Origin of the sequence: Roseibium sp., assembly GCF_965233565.1 — a bacterium.
Classification (GTDB): Bacteria; Pseudomonadota; Alphaproteobacteria; order Rhizobiales; family Stappiaceae; genus Roseibium.
Map to the genome: position 1 here is coordinate 2,418,722 of NZ_OZ247494.1, position 19,218 is coordinate 2,437,939.

Annotated in this window: 15 protein-coding genes and 1 riboswitch; of the genes, 3 read left to right on the top strand and 12 right to left on the bottom strand. The window is 59.8% G+C overall.

Annotation, left to right across the window (positions count from 1 at the left end; translation table 11 throughout):
* Positions 1–25 precede the first annotated feature (25 nt).
* Together rpoH and ACO6TG_RS11065 are read left to right on the top strand one after the other, a co-directional pair.
* A complete protein-coding gene (gene rpoH / locus ACO6TG_RS11060) occupies positions 26–913 on the top strand; it encodes an RNA polymerase sigma factor RpoH (RefSeq protein ID WP_094072435.1) in 888 nt (295 codons plus the stop codon).
* A gap of 139 nt (positions 914–1,052) precedes the next feature.
* The gene (locus ACO6TG_RS11065) at positions 1,053–3,278 is read left to right on the top strand and encodes a CHASE2 domain-containing protein (RefSeq protein WP_422378224.1); all 2,226 of its coding nucleotides are present in this window, start codon (positions 1,053–1,055) and stop codon (positions 3,276–3,278) included.
* A 17-nt stretch (positions 3,279–3,295) separates the two neighbouring features.
* Here the strand turns inward: ACO6TG_RS11065 and ACO6TG_RS11070 are convergent, their stop codons facing one another.
* The 5 genes from ACO6TG_RS11070 to ACO6TG_RS11090 all read right to left on the bottom strand — a co-directional run bounded on the left by ACO6TG_RS11070 (position 3,296) and on the right by ACO6TG_RS11090 (position 10,153).
* Complete coding sequence (locus ACO6TG_RS11070; protein ID WP_422378225.1) at positions 3,296–4,237, bottom strand: ABC transporter substrate-binding protein; 942 nt, start codon at positions 4,235–4,237, stop codon at positions 3,296–3,298.
* A 23-nt stretch (positions 4,238–4,260) separates the two neighbouring features.
* The gene (locus tag ACO6TG_RS11075) at positions 4,261–5,016 is read right to left on the bottom strand and encodes an ABC transporter permease (protein ID WP_422378226.1); all 756 of its coding nucleotides are present in this window, start codon (positions 5,014–5,016) and stop codon (positions 4,261–4,263) included.
* A 148-nt stretch (positions 5,017–5,164) separates the two neighbouring features.
* Positions 5,165–5,270, bottom strand: a riboswitch (TPP riboswitch).
* A gap of 77 nt (positions 5,271–5,347) precedes the next feature.
* Positions 5,348–7,087: a hypothetical protein gene (locus ACO6TG_RS11080; RefSeq protein WP_422378227.1), complete on the bottom strand. Its 1,740-nt coding sequence runs from the start codon at positions 7,085–7,087 to the stop codon at positions 5,348–5,350.
* 255 nt (positions 7,088–7,342) lie between these two features.
* A complete protein-coding gene (locus ACO6TG_RS11085) occupies positions 7,343–8,635 on the bottom strand; it encodes an adenylosuccinate synthase (RefSeq protein WP_422378228.1) in 1,293 nt (430 codons plus the stop codon).
* Positions 8,636–8,848: 213 nt separating this feature from the next.
* Positions 8,849–10,153 carry an MFS transporter gene (locus ACO6TG_RS11090; protein ID WP_422378229.1) on the bottom strand — a complete coding sequence of 435 codons (1,305 nt, stop codon included), beginning with the start codon at positions 10,151–10,153 and terminating at the stop codon, positions 8,849–8,851.
* A gap of 102 nt (positions 10,154–10,255) precedes the next feature.
* Between ACO6TG_RS11090 and ACO6TG_RS11095 the strand changes: the two genes are divergently transcribed.
* Positions 10,256–11,152 (top strand): DMT family transporter, encoded by an 897-nt coding sequence (locus ACO6TG_RS11095; protein ID WP_422378230.1) that lies wholly within the window; start codon positions 10,256–10,258, stop codon positions 11,150–11,152.
* 45 nt (positions 11,153–11,197) lie between these two features.
* Here the strand turns inward: ACO6TG_RS11095 and serA are convergent, their stop codons facing one another.
* The 7 genes from serA to glmM form a co-directional block, all read right to left on the bottom strand.
* Positions 11,198–12,784 (bottom strand): phosphoglycerate dehydrogenase, encoded by a 1,587-nt coding sequence (gene serA, locus ACO6TG_RS11100; RefSeq protein WP_422378231.1) that lies wholly within the window; start codon positions 12,782–12,784, stop codon positions 11,198–11,200.
* A 77-nt stretch (positions 12,785–12,861) separates the two neighbouring features.
* Positions 12,862–14,040: a phosphoserine transaminase gene (locus tag ACO6TG_RS11105; RefSeq protein ID WP_422378232.1), complete on the bottom strand. Its 1,179-nt coding sequence runs from the start codon at positions 14,038–14,040 to the stop codon at positions 12,862–12,864.
* Between the two features lie 138 nt (positions 14,041–14,178).
* Positions 14,179–14,808, bottom strand: a complete 630-nt coding sequence (locus ACO6TG_RS11110; protein ID WP_422378233.1) for a histidine phosphatase family protein — start codon at positions 14,806–14,808, stop codon at positions 14,179–14,181.
* A complete protein-coding gene (locus tag ACO6TG_RS11115; protein WP_422378234.1) occupies positions 14,805–15,587 on the bottom strand; it encodes a 3-deoxy-manno-octulosonate cytidylyltransferase in 783 nt (260 codons plus the stop codon). Before ACO6TG_RS11115 ends, ACO6TG_RS11110 begins: the two co-directional genes overlap by 4 nt.
* Positions 15,584–16,600: a phosphotransferase family protein gene (locus tag ACO6TG_RS11120; RefSeq protein WP_422378235.1), complete on the bottom strand. Its 1,017-nt coding sequence runs from the start codon at positions 16,598–16,600 to the stop codon at positions 15,584–15,586. Before ACO6TG_RS11120 ends, ACO6TG_RS11115 begins: the two co-directional genes overlap by 4 nt.
* A 169-nt stretch (positions 16,601–16,769) precedes the next feature.
* Positions 16,770–17,585, bottom strand: coding sequence for an outer membrane protein (locus ACO6TG_RS11125; RefSeq protein WP_422378236.1), 816 nt, complete (start codon positions 17,583–17,585; stop codon positions 16,770–16,772).
* Between the two features lie 210 nt (positions 17,586–17,795).
* A complete protein-coding gene (gene glmM / locus ACO6TG_RS11130) occupies positions 17,796–19,139 on the bottom strand; it encodes a phosphoglucosamine mutase (protein ID WP_422378237.1) in 1,344 nt (447 codons plus the stop codon).
* Between the last annotated feature and the right edge of the window lie 79 nt (positions 19,140–19,218).

The following is a 19,218-nucleotide window of genomic DNA, read 5'->3' on the forward strand; positions in this document are numbered from 1 at the left end:
ATTTGACGAAAGGGGGGTGCATCATATGGCCCAGAACGTACCGACGCTCACAGCCGGGGAAGGCGGCCTTAGCCGTTACCTGGACGAGATTCGCAAGTTTCCCATGCTGCAGCCGCAGGAAGAGTACATGCTCGCCAAGCGCTACAAGGAGCATGAGGACCCTGAAGCTGCCGAAAGGCTGGTCAATTCCCATTTGCGTCTCGTCGCCAAGATCGCCATGGGCTATCGCGGCTATGGCCTGCCGATCGGAGAAGTCGTCTCCGAGGGCAATGTCGGCCTGATGCAGGCGGTCAAACGCTTCGAGCCCGACAAGGGTTTCCGCCTGGCAACCTATGCCATGTGGTGGATCAAGGCGGCCATCCAGGAATACATTCTGCGCTCCTGGTCACTGGTCAAGATGGGCACCACGGCCAACCAGAAACGACTGTTCTTCAACCTCCGCCGCCTCAAGGGCAAGATCCAGGCCCTGGACGAGGGCGATCTGAAGCCGCATCAGGTGAAGGAGATCGCGACGCGTCTGGGCGTCAGCGAGGAAGAAGTGATTTCCATGAACCGCCGCCTGGGTGGCGACGCCAGCCTGAACGCACCTGTGCGCGCTGAGGCGGACGCCGGCGAATGGCAGGACTGGCTTGTTGACGAAGGCGACAGCCAGGAAACGCTGCTCGCCAACCAGGAAGAGCTCGACATGCGTCGCAAGATGCTGAGCGAGGCCATGGATGTGCTCAATGATCGCGAACGGCGCATCTTCGAGGCCCGGCGCCTCGCCGAAGACCCGATGACCCTGGAGGACCTTTCGGGCGAGTTCGGTGTCAGCCGCGAGCGCGTGCGCCAGATCGAAGTTCGAGCCTTTGAAAAAGTCCAGAAGGCCGTGCGCAACAGCGCCCGCACCATGGACCAGCAACCGGCGACCTGACGTCCGGAACAATCAGGTCACCGCAAAAGCGCTGGAGCTTCGGCCCCGGCGCTTTTCTTTTGCCCACTCCTACGCCGTGCTTGCTGTCTCCTGATCCAGATCCTAGGCTTGCCGGGTCGGACCGATGCCGGATGGGGTCATGCACCGGATTATCAAAACACTTTTTTCAAGGCGCCTTCTGGTCGCCGCAACAGCCTGTCTCGTGCTTGGCTGCATGACAAGCCTGCGTCTGGCCGACCCCCAGGTGCTGACGTCCCTGCGTGAACTCACCTTCGACTATTACCAGCGCCTGAAACCACGCCCTTATGAACCTGCCCCGGTCCGTATCGTCGATATCAACGAGGTCTCCATTGCCGAAATCGGCCAATGGCCGTGGCCCCGCACAAGACTGGCGGAGATGGTGCACACGCTGACGGATCTGGGAGCAGCCGTCATTGTTTTCGACATGGTGTTTTCCGAACCGGACCGGACATCTCCCAAACAACTGACGGCAGCGCTTCCCGCAGACAGCGATCCAGCCTTGCGCGCGGCTCTTGCCGCGCTTCCCGACCACGACCAAACCTTTGCTGCCGCGATTGCAGAAGCCCCTGTCGTTCTGGGGTTTGCGGTGACACCAGATGAAACGCAAGGTAGCCCGTTGAAGCTGGCGGGTACGTCCTATGCTGGCGAGAATCCGGCAGACTTTCTCGATCCTTTCAACAACGTGGTCCCCAATCTGGACCTGTTGCGCGCTAACGCCAGCGGTATCGGCTCGTTCTCCGTTTCAAACGATGACAAGGAAGGGATCGTCCGGCGCGTGCCCCTGATCATCAGTGACGGTTCCGAACTCTATCCAAGTCTCGTCACGGAGGCCTTGCGCGTGGCGCAGGGCGAGCGCGGCCTGGTTATTCGCGCCACTGGTGCAAGTGGTGAGGCCGATACGGGCGAACCAGCCGTCAACGCTCTCAAGATCGGTGCTTTCCGGCCGCCGACCACATCGGCAGGCGAGCTCTGGCTCTATTTCAACTCGGACCAGAAACACCCGGAACGGTATGTGTCCGCACACCACCTCTTCGACCCCGGCAAAGCCGCCGAACTGGTGCCGTTTCTTGAAGGGCAGATTGTTTTTGTCGGCACATCGGCCGTCGGTCTGCGCGACATCAGGGCGACACCGCTTGGAGAGCAGGTGCCGGGCGTATCGATCCATGCCCAGGCAGTCGAACAGATCATTTTCGGTCAATTCCTCTCCCGCCCGGACTGGGCGGACGGCGCAGAAGTCATAGCCACCTTTGCCGCCGGGGCCATCCTGATCCTGGCACTGCCCGCGATTGGCAGCATTGGCACAGCCATCCTGGGAAGCCTGATCATCAGCGGCCTCATAGGCGGATCGGTCTATCTGTTCTTTCAGGACGGGCTCCTGATCGACCCGATCTATCCGAGCGTGACCACAATCCTTGTCTTTGCGGCCTCGACCGCCCTGCTCTACTTCCTGACGGAACGCGAGAAACGCTTTGTTCGTCAGGCCTTCAGCCAGTACCTGTCACCGGATCTGGTCACCCAGCTTGAAAAGGCGCCGGAACAGCTCGCCCTCGGTGGTGAAATCCGGCCCATGACCATCCTGTTCATGGATATTCGCGGCTTCACCCCCATATCCGAGCAACTGACACCGGAAGAACTGGTCAGTTTCCTGAACACGCTGCTGTCCCCCCTGTCCGATGCCATTCAGGCAGAAGGGGGAACCATCGACAAATATATCGGCGACAGCATCATGGCCTTCTGGAATGCGCCCCTTCCCGTACCGGACCATGCCGAGAAGGCCTGCCGGGCCGGTCTTGCCATGTTAAGGGTCGTCGACCGGCTCAATGGCGAAGATGCCTTCGGCTTCAAGGCCCGCGGTCTGAAAGCGCAGAGCGTGCAGATCGGCATCGGTCTCAACAGCGGAGAGGCCTGTGTCGGCAATATGGGCTCGGCGCGACGGTTCAATTATTCGGTCATCGGCGACGCAGTGAATGTCGCCTCACGGATTGAATCGAGCTGTAAGGCCGTTGGCGCGGAACTTCTGGTCTCACAAGAGACAAGGGACGCCGCCCCCGGGCTCGCCTACCTGGAAGCCGGGGAAATTCCGCTCAAAGGCAAGAGCGAACCGATCAAGCTCTTTGCCCTGGTGGGCGACGAGACCTTCAGATCAACTTCTCGTTTCCAGGAACTGGAAGCGGCGCACCTGCAATTGCTCCGGGCGCTCAGAGAAAACAACACGGTGCTGGCAAGACAAACGCTTGAAACCGCCCGTTCCCGCGCGCCGGAGCTAGCCGTCTTCTACGATCGGTTTGAAGCGACGATTGCGGTTTCCGATCTTGCTCCAGGTGCGAGCAGCGCCGCCCAATAGGCGGCGCCGCCGCTAAATCAGCGGATTTCGATCGCGTAGCTTTCCACCGGCGGAACCTTGCTGATCAGGCCTGCTTCGGCCATGAACTCTGCAAACCGCTGGTAACGGCCCTCATCCAGCGCAGCCGGGCGCTTGGCAAAACGCGGCAGCGTGTCGGCCCAGGCGCGCTTGTTGAGCTCGTCATTGAGATGCGGATAAGCTTCGATGAACGCGTTCCAGGCTTCGTCCGGATGATTGGTCAGATAGATTGTTGCGGCTTCGACTGCAGCCAGGAACCTTTCGAAACGGGGATCGTCCGTCTTGTCCTTGTTGACCACATAAATCAGCTCATCAAAGATCGGAACACCGTTTTCTTCAGGAAAGAACGCCTTGCCTTCCTTGCCTTCGATTTCGATCTGGGTCAGCTCGAAGTTGCGATAGGCGCCGATGACCGCATCCACCTGTCCGGACAGAAGAGACCCCGACAGGGCGAAGTTCACGTTGACCAGCTCAACATCATCGATGGACAGATCGACCGAGCGCAGCATCTGGCCAAGCATGGCGTCTTCAAACCCGGAGACCGAAAATCCGATGGTCTTGCCCTTCAGGTCCTTCAGCTCCTTGATCGGCCCGTCCTTCAGGACAATCAGCGAGTTGAGCGGCGTTTCCACCAGCGTGCCGATCCATTTCAGCGGCAGTTCTTCCTCGATCTGCGCATGCAGAGTCGGCTGGTAGGACACGGCGATGTCGCCGCGTCCGGCCGCCACAAGCTTGGGCGGCATGGCCGGATCAGCCGGCTCGATGATTTCCACTTCCAGGCCTTCGGCTGCGAAGAACCCCTTGGTTTGCGCCGTGACCAGCGGGGCATGATCCGGATTGATGAACCAGTCCAGCAAGAGCGTCAGCTTGTCGGCTGCCTGCGCCGGTTGAGCGGCCAGCAGGCCGGCGGCGAAAGCAAGGGACAGGAGTTGTTTTTTCATGGGGTCCTCCAATTGGGCAGCCGTCAGGTAACGGGTTGCCAAGGCACTAGAAACTGGGTGAAACGATTGACGATAAAGCGCATGATGAGCACCATCGCCGCGAGCAGGATCAAAGCGGCGAACATCATGTCCGCCTGCATGCGATTGCTGCTTTGAAGCATGATGAAGGCCAGACCGCCCTTGGCCCCGGCCCATTCGCCGATGATGGCGCCCATCGGGGCGAAGACGGCGGCGACCCTGAGACCGGACGCGAAGGCCGGCAATCCCGACGGCAGCCGGAACAGCCACAATTCACGCAGCCGCGGCAGCCGGTAGAGCCGGGCCAGATCTCCAAGTCCCGGGTCAAGCCGCTGCAAACCATCGAAGAACGTCGATGTCACCGTGAAAAAGATCACCAGCACGACAACGACAATCTTGGATTCAAGGCCGAAGCCCAACCACAACGCCAGAATCGGTGCGATGGCGAAGACCGGCAGGGCCTGCGTCACGAGGATGGGCGGCATGGCGAAACGGGCGGCCAGCGGGAACAGCCACAGGAAAACCGAGAGCAGCGCCCCGGCTGCAGCCCCGACCACAAATCCGAGCACGGTCTCAAAGGCGGTGATGCCCGCGTGATGCATCAGAAACGGTGCGTTCTTTGCAAATGCGGCAAACACACGCTCGGGACCGGGAAGGATGTAGTGCGGTGTGTCGAAAACGGTGACGATCATCGCCCAGAGCGCAACCGTCACCCCGAGCCCGAGGACGGTCTTGGCCACCGATGCCAGGACAGGTTTCATCGCACATGCTCCTGTCGGCCGCACCCGATAACAGGTGTGACAGCAGGAACCGGCAGATGACAGGACGGCATGGGCCGCCTTGGCTGACACGAACGCATAGGATCTCCCGTCTTCGGACTTGGCCGAAAATGACATTGGAGATCCGGGATAAGGCTAAGGATTCCGTCCCTTCGCCGGCATGACCCGGATCAGGTTCTAAGGGTTCGGCTGACGCCATCTCAGTTCCGTCAAACGGAACACCCCTCGGACCAGGGCGGACCATGCCCGCAATCACGCAAAAAGGCAAGCCGCAGGGGTGCGGCTTTTCAAATTTATGGGAGGTCGCTCGTTCCTAGCCGGCTTGCCAGGCGGCAATCGCCTTTTCCACGACATCCGCGCCAGCCGACCCTTTTTCAAGGGTGAGAATCCCGCGCTTGCCGTTTTCATACAGCATCGGAATGTCGATCCAGCCACGCTCGCGCAGGAGCGCGAGATTGCGTTGCTGTTCGTTCGGCAGACTGGACAGGGCGATCCAGAAAAAGCCCGGAGACACTTTGACCGACGCGCCGATCAAGGCGTCGCCACGGGCTTCCTCGGTCGGCTTCATGACCAGACCGGGCACGTTGACCACGTCACCAGCAGCAAAGCTTTCCGGAAACTCGTATTTGATCTCGACCAGATGGCTGGCCGGCAGCGACGTGTCGTCATTCGGCTTGATGCGAATGTCGACCTTGATATCCCGTTCAGGGATTTCAATCTCCGCGCTGAGCACGGCCTGCGACTGACCGTCGAGATTGGTCTCTTCGTCCAGCGTCCAGACGACTGCGCCCTGGGCAGCCGTTCCGGCACCGCCGGAATCTTCCCCTTCTTCATAGAGGATGGACCGTTGCGCACCACCTTCCGAAGTTGCCGGCGGGGTCGTTTCCTCCGGTGAGATCGCCGCAATACTGTCGCCAGGCGCGGCAAGGGCCGGTTGTTCTGCAATGGCCGGTACGGACGGTTCAGCTACGGGCGCCGGCTCCTCTCCGGGAGTGCTTGCAATCGCAGGCTGATCCGGCGCGACAGGCGTGGAATCCGGTGTGATGAGGGTCGTCGTCACGGTACGGGCATCGGGCGCAACCACATCACCGTTGCCGTCATCCAGCAGCCGGTCCGTATTCTTGGACGAATCGGAGGCAGGCGTTTCAGCAGGTACAGCAGGCTCCGGAGCGGCCGGTGTAGGTTCCGGTGCCGTCGCCGTCTGCGTATCTGAAGGCTGCAGCACCGATGTGCTGTCAGGCGTCTGGTTGTCCGTGGGCAGCAGGAAATAGGCCCCGACACCGGCCAGGATCACCACCAGCACGAGCGCTGCTGCGATCGGCACGATCTTGCCACCCGACGAGCCGCTCTTCAGCGCATCCGAGGCGCTTGGACGGGCACGCCGGCCGCGACCGGCTTTTGCGGCTGGTTTTTCTGCGGCCTTGTCTGCCCCTGGCTCCGGCTTTGGGTCCGGGGTGACGTCTGCTTGCTGCGCCGGCTCAAACAGGCCCTCATCCGGCTGCGGCTGGCTTTCGAATGCGGGTTCCTGACGAACTGGTGCCGTGTCCGTCGTCCGATTGTCGTCCTGAGGCGCAACAACGTCCCGAGCGCTTTGTGTTGCCTGGCTGGCAGCCGCGCCGAGCGTCTCGGCTTCGGCCAGTGTTTCCTTCAGCGGAGACGGTGTCTCCGGTTCGACAGGCGCAGCAACAGGCTCTTCGGCCGGCTGCGGCACAGTATTGTCGGCCTGCGGCTCGGAGGACGGCTCCTCGACGGCCGCGGGAGGTTCAACGGCTGGTGCAGTAGGCTGAGGTGTCTCCGCTGGTGGGGTCGCCTTTACAGGCGGGGCCCCCAGACCGAGGCTTTCGCGCGCAGCTTCCGCCTCAACCTTGCGGATGGCTTCTTCCAAACGCAACTGCTCTGCGGTGATTTCGGACGGCGCGAGGGGAGGTTCGTAGGCTTTCAGCTGGTTGACAATGGCATTGCGTGCGCGGCTGTAGACACTTCGGCGCGCAGCACCATTGTTTTCAGGCAAAGACGCGATCGTTTTCTTCAGAATTGAATAGTAATCAGCCATCTTCCTGCCTACCGGCCGACTGTAAGGAACTGGTCCAAGGCCTGAGAAGTCCATTCGGTCTCAGGCTTATATCAAGTTTTGGATTAACGGTGCGAATTCTTCGGGGCGTTTGCACCGGCAATCGTCCTTACAGCACTCCTTCCTACAAACATGGTCAGGCGAACCTCAAGCGGTCCGCCGATGGCGGATGTGCGCCGCAGTGATTCGCGACGCACAGCCGTATTTCTTAATATTGGCCTTTAAAAGACAAATATCTCAATCCTGGAAGGGATTCTGCACAAGAATTGTGTCGTCCCGTTCCGGGCTGGTCGACAGGAGGGCAACCGGTGCGCCGATCAGTTCTTCGACATGGCGCACATATTTGATCGCCTGCGCCGGCAGTTCCGCCCAGGTGCGCGCACCTTCCGTCGATTCTTTCCAGCCCGGCAGGCTCTCGTAGATCGGCTTGACCCGCTCCTGCGCGCCCTGGGAGGCCGGCAGATAGTCGATTTTTTCTCCGTCGAGCTCATAGCCGACACAGATCTTGATCTCGTCAAGGCCATCCAGAACGTCGAGTTTCGTCAAGGCAATACCATTGATGCCGGAGGTGCAGACCGTCTGGCGCACCAGCACCGCATCGAACCAGCCGCAGCGGCGGCGGCGCCCGGTGACCGTTCCGAATTCATGGCCACGCGTGCCGAGGAACTCACCGACCTCATTCTCCTGTTCCGTGGGAAACGGACCTTCGCCGACACGTGTAGTGTACGCCTTGGTGATGCCCAGGACATAATCGACGGACCCCGGCCCAAGGCCGCAGCCCGTGGCGGCCTGTCCGGCTACCGTGTTGGAAGAGGTCACGAACGGATAGGTGCCGTGGTCGATGTCCAGAAGCGCGCCCTGTGCGCCTTCAAACAGGATCCGTTTGCCCTGGCGGCGCAGATCGTCGAGCAGATACCAGACCTTGTCCATGTAAGGCAGGACCTTGTCAGCAACGCTTGCCAGTTCGTCGTAGATTGCCTGAGCCGAAATCTCTTCCTGGCCAAGTCCACGCCGCAGGGCGTTGTGGTGGGTCAGCAGCCGGTCGATCTTGGCCGGCAGGGTGGTCAGGTTCTTCAGATCCATCAGACGGATGGCACGACGACCGACCTTGTCTTCGTAAGCCGGGCCGATGCCGCGTTTTGTGGTGCCGATGCGTGTTCCGGTGTTGGAGTTTTCACGCAGTGCATCCAGTTCGCGGTGCAGGGACAGGATCAGTGTGGCGTTTTCAGCAACCCGAAGTGTTTCCGGCGTGACCACAACCCCCTGGCCTCCGAGGCGCTCGACTTCTTCGGCAAGCGCATGCGGGTCCAGCACCACACCATTGCCGATTACGGAGAGCTTGCCTTGACGGGCCACACCTGACGGCAGGAGCGACAGCTTGTAGCTGATGCCGTCAATCACAAGCGTATGGCCGGCATTGTGTCCGCCCTGGAACCTTACGATGACATCGGCTTGTTCCGACAACCAGTCGACAATCTTGCCTTTGCCTTCGTCACCCCACTGCGAACCGACAACAACCACATTCGCCATCTAGACTTTGCTCTCCTGCAGCAACTTTTGCACCCCGGCATAACTCCGGGTGCCAACACGACAAGCCCCGGCAACCGGACCGGGGCAAACGGCGCGGACTATAGACAGGTTTCCACCCGCAGGCGAGTCTCTGCGTCGATTTATTACACCTGCCGGAAGGGATTTTCCGGATGCCTGCTGAAACCTGCAGTGACCCCAGGCCGGGCACAGGTTCTAATCGGTTGATTTATCAGAATTTTCCTTGGAACCTTCAGTCAAATCCTGGCCATCCTCTGACCGGTCTCCACCGGCGAGCCTGAAGATCATCGGCGAGGTGCGCAGGAGCCAGACAAAGCGGCGGCGCTGACTGGCCGGCACGGCGCCCCGGCGCGACATGCGCAGCGCAATGAACAGGACGAGGGCCAGATGCAGGCTGGCCGTATAGATGAAGAATGCGGCCGGTCCGAAGGCCCCCATCAGCAGAGACGCAATAAACGGCCCGATCATGGCCCCACAGCCGAAGGACAGGGTCAGTCCGGCCGCGACATCGACGAATTGCCCGGGAGCTGCATGATCATTGGCATGGGCTGCCGACAGGGAATAAAGCGGCAGAGCAAACCCGCCGAACAGGAAAACGCCCAAAAACAGCGTGGTTTCACTGATGGCCTGTGCGATCAGCAGACAAGACAGCCCTGCCGCAACCGTGAAGGCAATCAGAACCAGACGCCGGTCGACCCGATCCGACATCCACCCCGCCGGGTACTGAAAAAGCGCTCCTGCCAGGACCCAGAAGGCAATGAAGGCGGCAACCGTTTCCAGATCCAGGCCGATGGATTCGGCATAGACTGGCCCCACCATGCGGAATGCCCCGTTTGTCAGCCCGATGGTGAAGATGCCGACAATGGCGACCGGCGACACGCGCCAGAGCATCAGGGGATTGACCAGCCTTGCCGGCGGTGCCGGCGGGTTCCCCTCACTTGCAAGCGAGATCGGCACAAGCGCAAGACAGTAGAGGATGGCAAGCACGATCAGGATGTCGGTGCCGGTCGCTCCGAAGACCGGCAGCAGAAACTGTCCTCCCATCACGGCGGACATGTCGACAATCCGGTAAACGGAGAGAATGCGGCCGCGGGACGCGTTGGATGCAATCGCGTTGAGCCAGCTCTCCAGCACCATCGCCGTGCCGCAAAAGGCGGCGCCGCTGACGAGCCGCGCGCCCATCCAGAGCCATCCGGTCGGCAGAAAGGCGATCGCCAGAATGGAGATCGCGCTGACGGAAGCCAGCGCTGCGAAAACCCGGATATGGCCAGCCCGGGCGATCAGAAACGGTGTCAGCAGAACACCGAAAATCAGTCCGGCGAAATAGAGTGAGCCGAGCAGGCCGATACTGGAATCGGGCAAGCCTTCTGCGCGGGCACGGACGGCAATCATGGTCATGGCAAGACCGTTGGCGCCAAGCAGACAGGCTGCGCCGGCCAGCAGCGGCGAAATGCGCCCCGTCAGCGAACGCTGCGCAACAGGTGATGTGGTCTGTGCCATGTGTCTTCTTCTTGTGGTGTGCGGCTGCTCGGTTTTCGGGTGTCAGGCGGGGCGGCCCCATGATAGGCGATACCATCGTTCCCGCATTCAACGAGAAAATCAATGTCGCTGCGAAACTGGATCCTGCTTGTTGTTCTTGGTGCCATCTGGGGCGGGGCATTTCTGTTTGCCAAGGTCGCCGTTGCCGAGATCCCGCCCTTCGTGCTGGTTTTTCTGCGGGTTTTCATTGCCTGCACGACACTGATGATCGTTCTCTGGCATCAGGGACTGCTGGATCGTCTTGAGTGGCGCCTGACCGGACCGTTCCTGCTCATGGGTCTGCTGAACAACGCAGTCCCCTTCTCGCTTCTTTTTCTCGGCCAGACCGTCATCGGCGCAGGCCTGGCTTCCATCCTGAACGCCACCACTCCGATTTTCACCGTTGTTGTTGCGGGCCTGCTTGTTCGCCAGGAAAGCCTGGGCATGCACAAGATTGCCGGCGTAATACTTGGTGTGGCCGGCGTTGCCGTCATGCTGTCGAGCAGTCTTTCCGGGCTGGCGACGGACCCGCTCTGGGCCCAGCTCTGCTGCCTGGGCGCAGCGATTTCCTATGCCTGTGCCGCAACTTTTGCCAAGCGCTTCAGATCTCTGCCGACCCAGGTCGCCGCCACGGGGCAGCTCCTTGGCTCAAGTCTGATCATGCTGCCTGTTGCCCTCTTTACGGCATCCGACTGGTCTCCCTTTGACACCAGCCTGGTCGCCTGGAGCAACGTGATCGCGCTCGGGATCCTGGCTACCGCGCTTGCCTATCTGATCTACTTCCAGCTCCTCAGCGATGCCGGCGCCACCAATGCGTCGCTGGTCACGCTGCTGGTGCCGGCAAGCGCGCTCTTTTTCGGCTGGCTGATTCTCGGCGAAAATCTCAGTCCGCTGCAGCTTGCCGGGTTCGGTGTGTTGCTGGCGGGTCTGGTTGTGCTCGACGGCCGTTTTTTCAAGCCGAAAGAAACGGAAACGGCTTGAGCAAGACCCGGCGGCAGAGAGCCACCGCCGGGAAGTTTCATGACCCTAGAACGTCAGGGCCTTCACCTGCTTGACATGAGAAACCGACTCCAAGCGTGTCATGATCTCCTGCGAAACGGCCCCATCCACTTCTACCAGACAGATCGCGTCATCGCCCGGCGCCAACCGCCCGAGGTGGAAGGTGGCGATGTTGACGCCGTTATTGCCGAGTTCCATGCCCAGATGACCGATGAAGCCGGGTTTGTCCTCATTGGTGATATAGAGCATGTGAGACCCGAGTTCGGCCTCCATGTTGATGCCCTTCACCTGGATGATGCGCGGCTTGCCGTCGGCAAAGACCGTTCCGGCAACGGACCGTTCCTGGCGTTCCGTGATCACTGTCAGGCGAATATAGGTTTCATAGGCGCCCTGTTTCTCCCGCCGGATCTCCTCGATCTTCATGCCCCGTTCCTTCGCAAGGATCGGTGCGGAGACCATGTTCACGGTTTGCAGCAAGGGTGTCAGCAGACCGGTGAGCGCAGCAGCCGTCAGGGCCTGGACATTCATTTCGGCAACGGCACCGGCATATTCCAGGCGGACCCCTTCAATGCCTGTTTCGGTCAACTGACCTGCAAAGGATCCAAGCTGTTCGGCAAGGCGCACGAATGGCGCCAGCTTGGGCGCTTCTTCTGCGGTGATCGACGGCATGTTGAGCGCATTGCGGACCGCTCCGTCGAGCAGGTAGTCACACATCTGTTCGGCGACCTGAAGCGCGACATTTTCCTGGGCTTCCGCAGTCGAGGCGCCGAGATGCGGGGTCGAGACGAAGTTCGGCGCCCCGAAGAGCACGTTGTCCTTCGCCGGTTCCTCGACGAACACATCGAAAGCCGCTCCGGCCAGTTTGCCTTCCTCGAGGGCAGCCCGCACGGCCGCTTCGTCGGCAAGACCGCCACGTGCGCAGTTGATCAGGTAGGCGCCCTTGCGCATCTTGGCAATCGAATCCGCATTGATGATGTTGCGGGTCTTGTCGGTCAGCGGCGTGTGCAGCGTGATGAAGTCAGACCGGCTGAATAGCCCGTCCAGCTCGACCTTTTCGACACCGAGCGCCACCGCCCGCTCCGGGGTCAGGAACGGGTCATAGGCAATGACCTTCATCCTGAGGCCGATGGCGCGGTCGGCAACGATGGAGCCGATGTTGCCGCAGCCAACCAGCCCCAGCGTCTTGCCAGTCAGTTCCCGGCCCATGAAACGGGATTTTTCCCATTTGCCGGCCTGGGTCGAGGCATCAGCTGCCGGGATCTGCCGTGCAGCCGCCATCATCATCGAGATTGCGTGTTCCGCCGTCGTGATAGCGTTGCCGAAAGGCGTGTTCATCACGATGATGCCACGTGCGGTCGCCTTCGGGATATCGACATTGTCGACCCCGATGCCGGCGCGGCCGATGACCTTGAGATTGTCGGCGGCCGCAATCACCTTCTCGGTGACCTTGGTGGCCGAGCGGATGGCCAGGCCATCATACCGGCCGATGATTTCCAGCAGCTTTTCCTTGTCCTTGCCGACATCCGGCAGAAAATCCACATCAACGCCGCGATCCTTGAAGATCTGGACGGCTGCATCCGACAACTTGTCTGAAATCAGTACCTTGGGTGCCATGAAAGCATCTCCCTTTTGACGAAATACGCTCCGGGCAGCAGGCCGCCCGGAAGAATAATCCTGTTTGGGGAAGTGTCTCAGGCAGCCTGAGGCAGTTTCGCTTTTTCGCTCTGGAACGCCCAGTCGAGCCAGGCCGTCAGGGCTGCAAGATCCGAAGCTTCAATGGTTGCCCCTGCCCAGATCCGAAGACCGGACGGCGCATCCCGATAGGCGCCGATGTCATAGGCGACGCCTTCGGCATCAAGGGCACTGACCATGCCTTTTGCAAACGCCGCCTGATCGTCGGCCGACAGCGTCCGGATACCAGGATCCGTGACCTTCAGGCAAACGGACGTGTTCGACATGGTGTTCGGGTCGACAGCCAGGAAATCCACCCAGTCGGTTCGTTCAACCCAGTCGGACAGCACCTTCAGATTTGCGTCCGCGCGGCCGCGCAGAGCGTCGAGACCGCCAAGTCCGTCGGCCCATTTCAGGGCATCGAGATAATCCTCGACGCAGAGCATGGACGGCGTGTTGATGGTCTCGCCGCGGAACACACCTTCGATCAATTTGCCGCCCTTGGTCAGGCGGAAAATCTTCGGCAGCGGCCAGCTCGGCGTATAGCTTTCCAGGCGCTCGACGGCGCGCGGGCTCAGGATCAGGACACCATGGGCCGCTTCTCCGCCCAGAACTTTCTGCCAGGAGAAGGTCACCACGTCGAGCTTGTCGAAATCAAGATCCTGGGCAAACGCGGCAGAGGTCGCATCGCAGATGGTCAGGCCTTCACGATCAACCGGGATCCAGTCGCCATTCGGCACACGCACACCGGACGTCGTGCCGTTCCAGGTGAAAACCACATCTCTGGAGAAGTCGACGGCGGCAAGATCCGGCAATTCGCCATAAGGTGCGTCAAGAACCCGCGCATCGTCGAGCTTGAGCTGCTTGATCACGTCCGTCACCCAGCCGGAGCCGAAGCTTTCCCAGGCCAGCATGTCAACGCCGCGCGCGCCCAGAAGGGACCAGAGCGCCATTTCCACAGCACCGGTGTCGGAGGCCGGCACAATGCCGATCCGGTAGGTTTCCGGCACCTGAAGGACCTTGCGGGTCAGATCGATCGCCTCGGCCAGTTTGGCCTTGCCCGGCTTGGCGCGGTGGGACCGGCCTAAAGGTGCACCAGAAAGCTGATCAAGGGACCAGCCGGGGCGTTTGGAACAGGGACCGGACGAAAAATTGGGATTGGCCGGACGCACGTCCGGCTTTGCGGTAAGCTCAGTCATATCTGTCTACCCTCGCAGATAGTAGCCCCTCGTTGGGGAGGGGTGGCCCACCTATGGGGATAGCTCAATGACCACCATTACGCAAGGAAATCGGACCAGCGCACTCGGCAACATGCGAACACGACTGCTGTTCGGCCGTTAGTCTGGCAGGATCTGGCCCGGGCGCTGGCTCCAGGTTTCGACGCTGATCTCGCCGCTTTCCGGCACGTTGAGTACCGAAATGGAACCGGTTGCCATTTTTGCATTTTCCTTTGGAATTCCAAGCTCTTCCGCGACCAGTTTGAAGATGCCATTGCTCGACACGATCACCGCATCTCCGTCCGCGCGGCCGGCAATGACCCTGCCAATCAGTCCGGCCCAGTTGACCTTGATCCGGTCGAGTGAAGGTGACCAGTTGAACCCGTCAGGCCAGACGTTTCGCTTCTGCCAACCGTCAATAGCTTCGCTGCCGTGGTCTGCCCGGATGTCGTCGTTGGACCGCCCTTCCCAGGTGCCGTAATCGATTTCCCGAAGTTCCTCGCAGACGTGGCACCGATCTGGCGAAAGATCGAACAGGGCATTGATCTCTTCAGCTGACTGCACGGTGCGCTTCAGGGGACCGAAATAGAGCGCGCCGGGTGCAGCGCCCAGGAACTTCAGTGCTTTGCCAACGGCTTTGGCCTGCGCGCGCCCTTCAGGTGTCAGGTCCAGATCCGTGCGAGCTCCAACCCACACGACCTTGTCACCGGGGCCAAAGGTATTGCCGTGCCGGACAAGAAAAATCCTCATGCGCCGACGAGCTCCCCTTCCCGGTCGATAATCTGTTCGGTGAGTTCAATATCGCCCTTGTTGTCGACTGAGGCATGCGTACGGCCGCGATAGTCAACAAGGGTAACCCTCACCACCAACCCGTTTTCCAGGGCGCGCAACTGTTCCAGGCCTTCTGTGCGTTCCAGCAGCGATTCCTGCAGGCCGACATAGGTCTTCAGCCCGCTCCGCGTGTAGCCGTAAAGCCCGATGTGCCGGTGAACCGATGCGGCGTCTTTTTTCCGAAGGTAAGGAATGACCTGTTTGGAGAAATAGAGCGCGTTTTTCTTGCCATCGAAAACAACGGTGGTGCCGCTCGACGGGTTGTCCTTCTTGTGGTCCATGAAGGCTGCCAGGGCCTTGTCATCCAGCCGGACGGCGGGCGTGACAATGTCGAACCGGTCGGCGCTGTCAAATTCTTCGACCATGGCCTCCAGCACCCAGGGCGGTGTCAGCAACGCATCACCCTGAAAGTTGATGATCGCCTCTTCCTGTATGTCCGCCGCCGCCAGCGCGGCATAGGTCCGCTCGGTGCCATTCCGGCAACTCTCCGGCGTCAGAACGGCCTCGGCGCCGAAGGACGCGGCATGGTCGACAATACGCTGGTCTTCGGTGGCGATCACGACGCGGGAGCAACCTTCGACGGCCTTCGCAATCCGCCAGACGCGTTCCAGCATGCTCATGCCGCGGATTTCCAGAAGAGGTTTCCCCGGAAGCCGGCCCGACCCGTAGCGGGCCGGTATCACGATTGCTGCTGTCATGTATTTCTGCCTTCAAACAAAGTCTTCAAACACTTCCGATAATGGTCCGGTTCGCGAAAAGGGGCGGCCGGTCGGTGCCCCTCAGATATCCGTGCCGTTTCAAAACTCATCACACGCAGCAGCCAGACAGTTTCACAAAGCCTGAAGACACCGTCCTGGATGCCCTTTCCAGCCACCTGCTGATATCCAGCAAGGAACCTGCGATATTTTTCCGGATTTGACCGGAACAAACCGTCTTCACCACAGTCTGTCCAGTACTTGAGTTTCACCAGGTCGAATTCCGGCGGACCGATCTGGAGATTGTCCCAGTCGATAAACCGGATCTCGCCGTTGGACGCAATGATATTGAACGGCTGCAGATCATTATGATTGAGGCAAAAGCCGATGACCTGCGGCAAAGCCTCTTCCCGCAAAGCCTGCCAGGGGATGGTCAGCCCGAGCCGTGCAGCGATCGTTTCGCACTTCGTGCACATCTGATCCAGCCAGTCGCCGCCCTCCCGCCAGGGATCGTTGAACGAGATCCTGAAGCGTGGAAAGCCGGATGCATGCAATCCGGCGAGCGCTTTGCCGATGCTCTCAAAATGGTCTCTTGTTGTGCTGGCAACCAGTTCCCCGCTCGCCCATTCCTGCAACAGCCAGGGAAAAGGCACAAGGTCTCGGGAACCATCCTGGAAGAACACCTGCGGCAACAATCTGCAGCGAGAGTTCTTAACGGGTTGTCCAATCGCGCCGAGACACTGATCAAGGACAGTCTCGTTGTCGGTCGAAATACCGCCCTTCTTTTCAGAAGCGAGAAAATTCGCTGCCAGGGTTTCCTTGATCAGGTTGTGTTCGTAAGCGAACAGGTTCTCCCGCAAACGGACCCGCAACGCATAGTCCCGAGAACCGATGCGAATCCGGAACACGTCATTGATCGCTCCGCCAATTGTGGCAACCAGTTCCATGGAGCATGCAGCTTCAGGTCCCAGGGCTCGGGTGACGATGGCTTTGAGATCTTCGGCATCCAGGCTCATTCAACGGCCTCTGACCGCAAGTCGAAGGATGGTTTCATTCTGGGTCTGAGGCGCATTCGGTTGTTCCGGCCAACGATCATCCTGCCGTTTCTACTGAAACGCCGACGCAAATCAAAAACAAAAAAGGCCGGTCCCCAGACCGGCCTTTCTGTTTTCAGATCCTGTTGGATCAGAAGTTGCTCGTGATCGGGCCCTGCGGTTCGTAATATGTTGGAGCCGAAGTAGTGTTAAAGTTGTAGCGTGCACCGAGGCGGAACTCATGCGCAGTCAGATCTTCCCATCTTTCTCGCGTACCACCCGAACCAACGCCAACAAGCTTAACGCTCTTGGCTTCGCCGAGATTCTTGTACCGGTAGCCGGCGTCAAGGCTCCAATTCGGCGTGAACGCATATTCAGCACCTGCCATCAGCGCCCAAGCAAAGTTCCATTGGCCGTTATCCCCGTCATAAGTCGGGCTTGAGCCATCCGGGTTAAATGACTTTTTGTTGCTGGTGTTCACATATGCAGCGCCAATACCGGCCCCTACGTAGGGCGTGATCCGATTCCAGGTACCAACATCTACATAGGCGTTTAGCATCACAGTCCAGACATCTATGTCAGCCTGCTCTTTCGAGAACTGCCCTGCTGTTGCACAGCCCACGCAAGGAGCATAACCAGTTGCCGTCGCACGTGTCTCATAGTCCAACGTCAGGTCGGTACGGAAGTAATCGTTGAATTGGTAGCCAACACCAACGCCGATCATCCAGGCATTATCCATGCTTTCCCGCTCATAACGCAGATCACCGATCACAGGATCGTTGAAGCTACCGCTTGGGTCGCTATAGATTTTGTATCCGATATCACCGCGCAAATAGAATCCGCCAGCCGCAGCCGGAGCAATCGGCACGTGCTCGATGACCGGAGTTGGCAAGTCCGCAGCGTAGCCCGCAGTGGAAAGCACAACAGCAAAGCCGGTCAAAGACAAACGCTTAATGAAATTGTCCATGTCCTCGTCCTCTTCCAGTGAGCGTCCGCTTCAACCAATGGTCGGACACATCAAACTTGAAAGCATACTGACGAGAATTCATTAATTGTGACTTAACTCTGTTCCTTAACCGCGTTTTTTTACCTTAAGGAAAGCTTAACAACACGATCCGGAATGCAAATGAAAAAGCCGCCATGTCTAATGGCGGCTTCGAAATCCGAATTGGAGATTTCAGGCTGCGGCGCTGGCGACCACGCCGGCAATGTCATTGACGACCTGCTTGACGAGATCGGCATCGTCCCCTTCCGCCATCACACGGATCAAGGGTTCGGTTCCCGATGCCCGGATCACAAGACGGCCAGACGTGCCCAGACGGGCCTCGCCATCTTCAATAGCGGACTTGACCTGATCCTGCTCCAGCGGCAGTCCGCCCTTGTAGCGCACATTTTTCAGGATCTGCGGCACCGGCTCAAATCTCTTGCAGACTTCCGAAACCGGCCGGTCCTGATCCTTGACGCAGGCCAGCACCTGCAGTGCGGCAATCAGCCCGTCGCCAGTGGTCGCAAAATCCGACAGGACGATATGCCCGGACTGCTCGCCGCCGACATTGTAGCCGTTTGCGCGCATGTGCTCGACCACGTAACGGTCGCCCACCTTGGTACGGGCAAGGCCGAGTCCCAGATCCTGCAAGTAGCGCTCGAGCCCGAGATTGGACATGACCGTTGCCACGATACCGGGCGCGGACAGCCGGTCATGTGCCTGCCAGGACTGCGCCACCACGGCCATCAGCTGGTCACCGTCGATGACTGTGCCGTTCTCGTCCACGATGATCACCCGGTCGGCGTCCCCGTCCAGCGCAATGCCGATATCGGCCCGGACTTCGTGCACCTTGCGCGACAGGGCATCGGTGGACGTGGAACCGCAATCCTCGTTGATGTTGTAACCGTCCGGGGAAACCCCCATGGAAATGACGTCCGCCCCGAGTTCCCAAAGGGCTTCCGGAGCCACCTTGTAGGCTGCTCCATTGGCGCAGTCGATAACCACCCGGAGGCCTTCCAGGCTCATTTCCCGCGGCAGGGTGCGTTTGGCAAATTCGATATAGCGCTGCTGTGCACCGTCGATGCGCTTGGCACGCCCAAGTTCACGCGTCCCGGCAAGAAGCGGTGTCATGTCGCTTTCGACCATGTCTTCGATGGTCTTTTCGATCTCATCGCTGAGCTTGAAGCCATCCGGACCGAAAAACTTGATGCCATTGTCCTGAAACGGATTGTGGGAAGCGGAAATCATCACTCCGAGATCCGTGCGCAGCGAGCGTGTCAGCATGGCAACTGCAGGCGTCGGCATTGGTCCCAGCAGAAACACATCCATACCCACGGACGTGAACCCGGCGACCAGCGCCGTTTCCAGCATGTAACCCGAAAGACGGGTGTCCTTGCCGATCACCACGCGATGACGGTGCCCGCCATTCTTGAACACCAGCCCGGCCGCCATGCCCACCTTGAGAGCCATCTCAGCGGTCATGGGATATTTGTTCGCCTGACCGCGGATACCGTCAGTGCCGAAAAACTTGCGCATCAATTATGCCTGTCTGAAGTGTTTGTCTTGCGCCTATTTAAGCGCAAACGCGGGCGCTCACGATTCAAAATATGTGAGC

Bases quoted from the DNA above. Each gene is read 5' to 3' on its own strand.
- rpoH (WP_094072435.1), top strand. From the start codon at position 26: ATGGCCCAGAACGTACCGACGCTCACAGCCGGGGAAGGCGGCCTTAGC.
- ACO6TG_RS11065 (WP_422378224.1), top strand. From the start codon at position 1,053: ATGCACCGGATTATCAAAACACTTTTTTCAAGGCGCCTTCTGGTCGCC.
- ACO6TG_RS11070 (WP_422378225.1), bottom strand. From the start codon at position 4,237: ATGAAAAAACAACTCCTGTCCCTTGCTTTCGCCGCCGGCCTGCTGGCC.
- ACO6TG_RS11075 (WP_422378226.1), bottom strand. From the start codon at position 5,016: ATGAAACCTGTCCTGGCATCGGTGGCCAAGACCGTCCTCGGGCTCGGG.
- ACO6TG_RS11080 (WP_422378227.1), bottom strand. From the start codon at position 7,087: ATGGCTGATTACTATTCAATTCTGAAGAAAACGATCGCGTCTTTGCCT.
- ACO6TG_RS11085 (WP_422378228.1), bottom strand. From the start codon at position 8,635: ATGGCGAATGTGGTTGTTGTCGGTTCGCAGTGGGGTGACGAAGGCAAA.
- ACO6TG_RS11090 (WP_422378229.1), bottom strand. From the start codon at position 10,153: ATGGCACAGACCACATCACCTGTTGCGCAGCGTTCGCTGACGGGGCGC.
- ACO6TG_RS11095 (WP_422378230.1), top strand. From the start codon at position 10,256: ATGTCGCTGCGAAACTGGATCCTGCTTGTTGTTCTTGGTGCCATCTGG.
- serA (WP_422378231.1), bottom strand. From the start codon at position 12,784: ATGGCACCCAAGGTACTGATTTCAGACAAGTTGTCGGATGCAGCCGTC.
- ACO6TG_RS11105 (WP_422378232.1), bottom strand. From the start codon at position 14,040: ATGACTGAGCTTACCGCAAAGCCGGACGTGCGTCCGGCCAATCCCAAT.
- ACO6TG_RS11110 (WP_422378233.1), bottom strand. From the start codon at position 14,808: ATGAGGATTTTTCTTGTCCGGCACGGCAATACCTTTGGCCCCGGTGAC.
- ACO6TG_RS11115 (WP_422378234.1), bottom strand. From the start codon at position 15,587: ATGACAGCAGCAATCGTGATACCGGCCCGCTACGGGTCGGGCCGGCTT.
- ACO6TG_RS11120 (WP_422378235.1), bottom strand. From the start codon at position 16,600: ATGAGCCTGGATGCCGAAGATCTCAAAGCCATCGTCACCCGAGCCCTG.
- ACO6TG_RS11125 (WP_422378236.1), bottom strand. From the start codon at position 17,585: ATGGACAATTTCATTAAGCGTTTGTCTTTGACCGGCTTTGCTGTTGTG.
- glmM (WP_422378237.1), bottom strand. From the start codon at position 19,139: ATGCGCAAGTTTTTCGGCACTGACGGTATCCGCGGTCAGGCGAACAAA.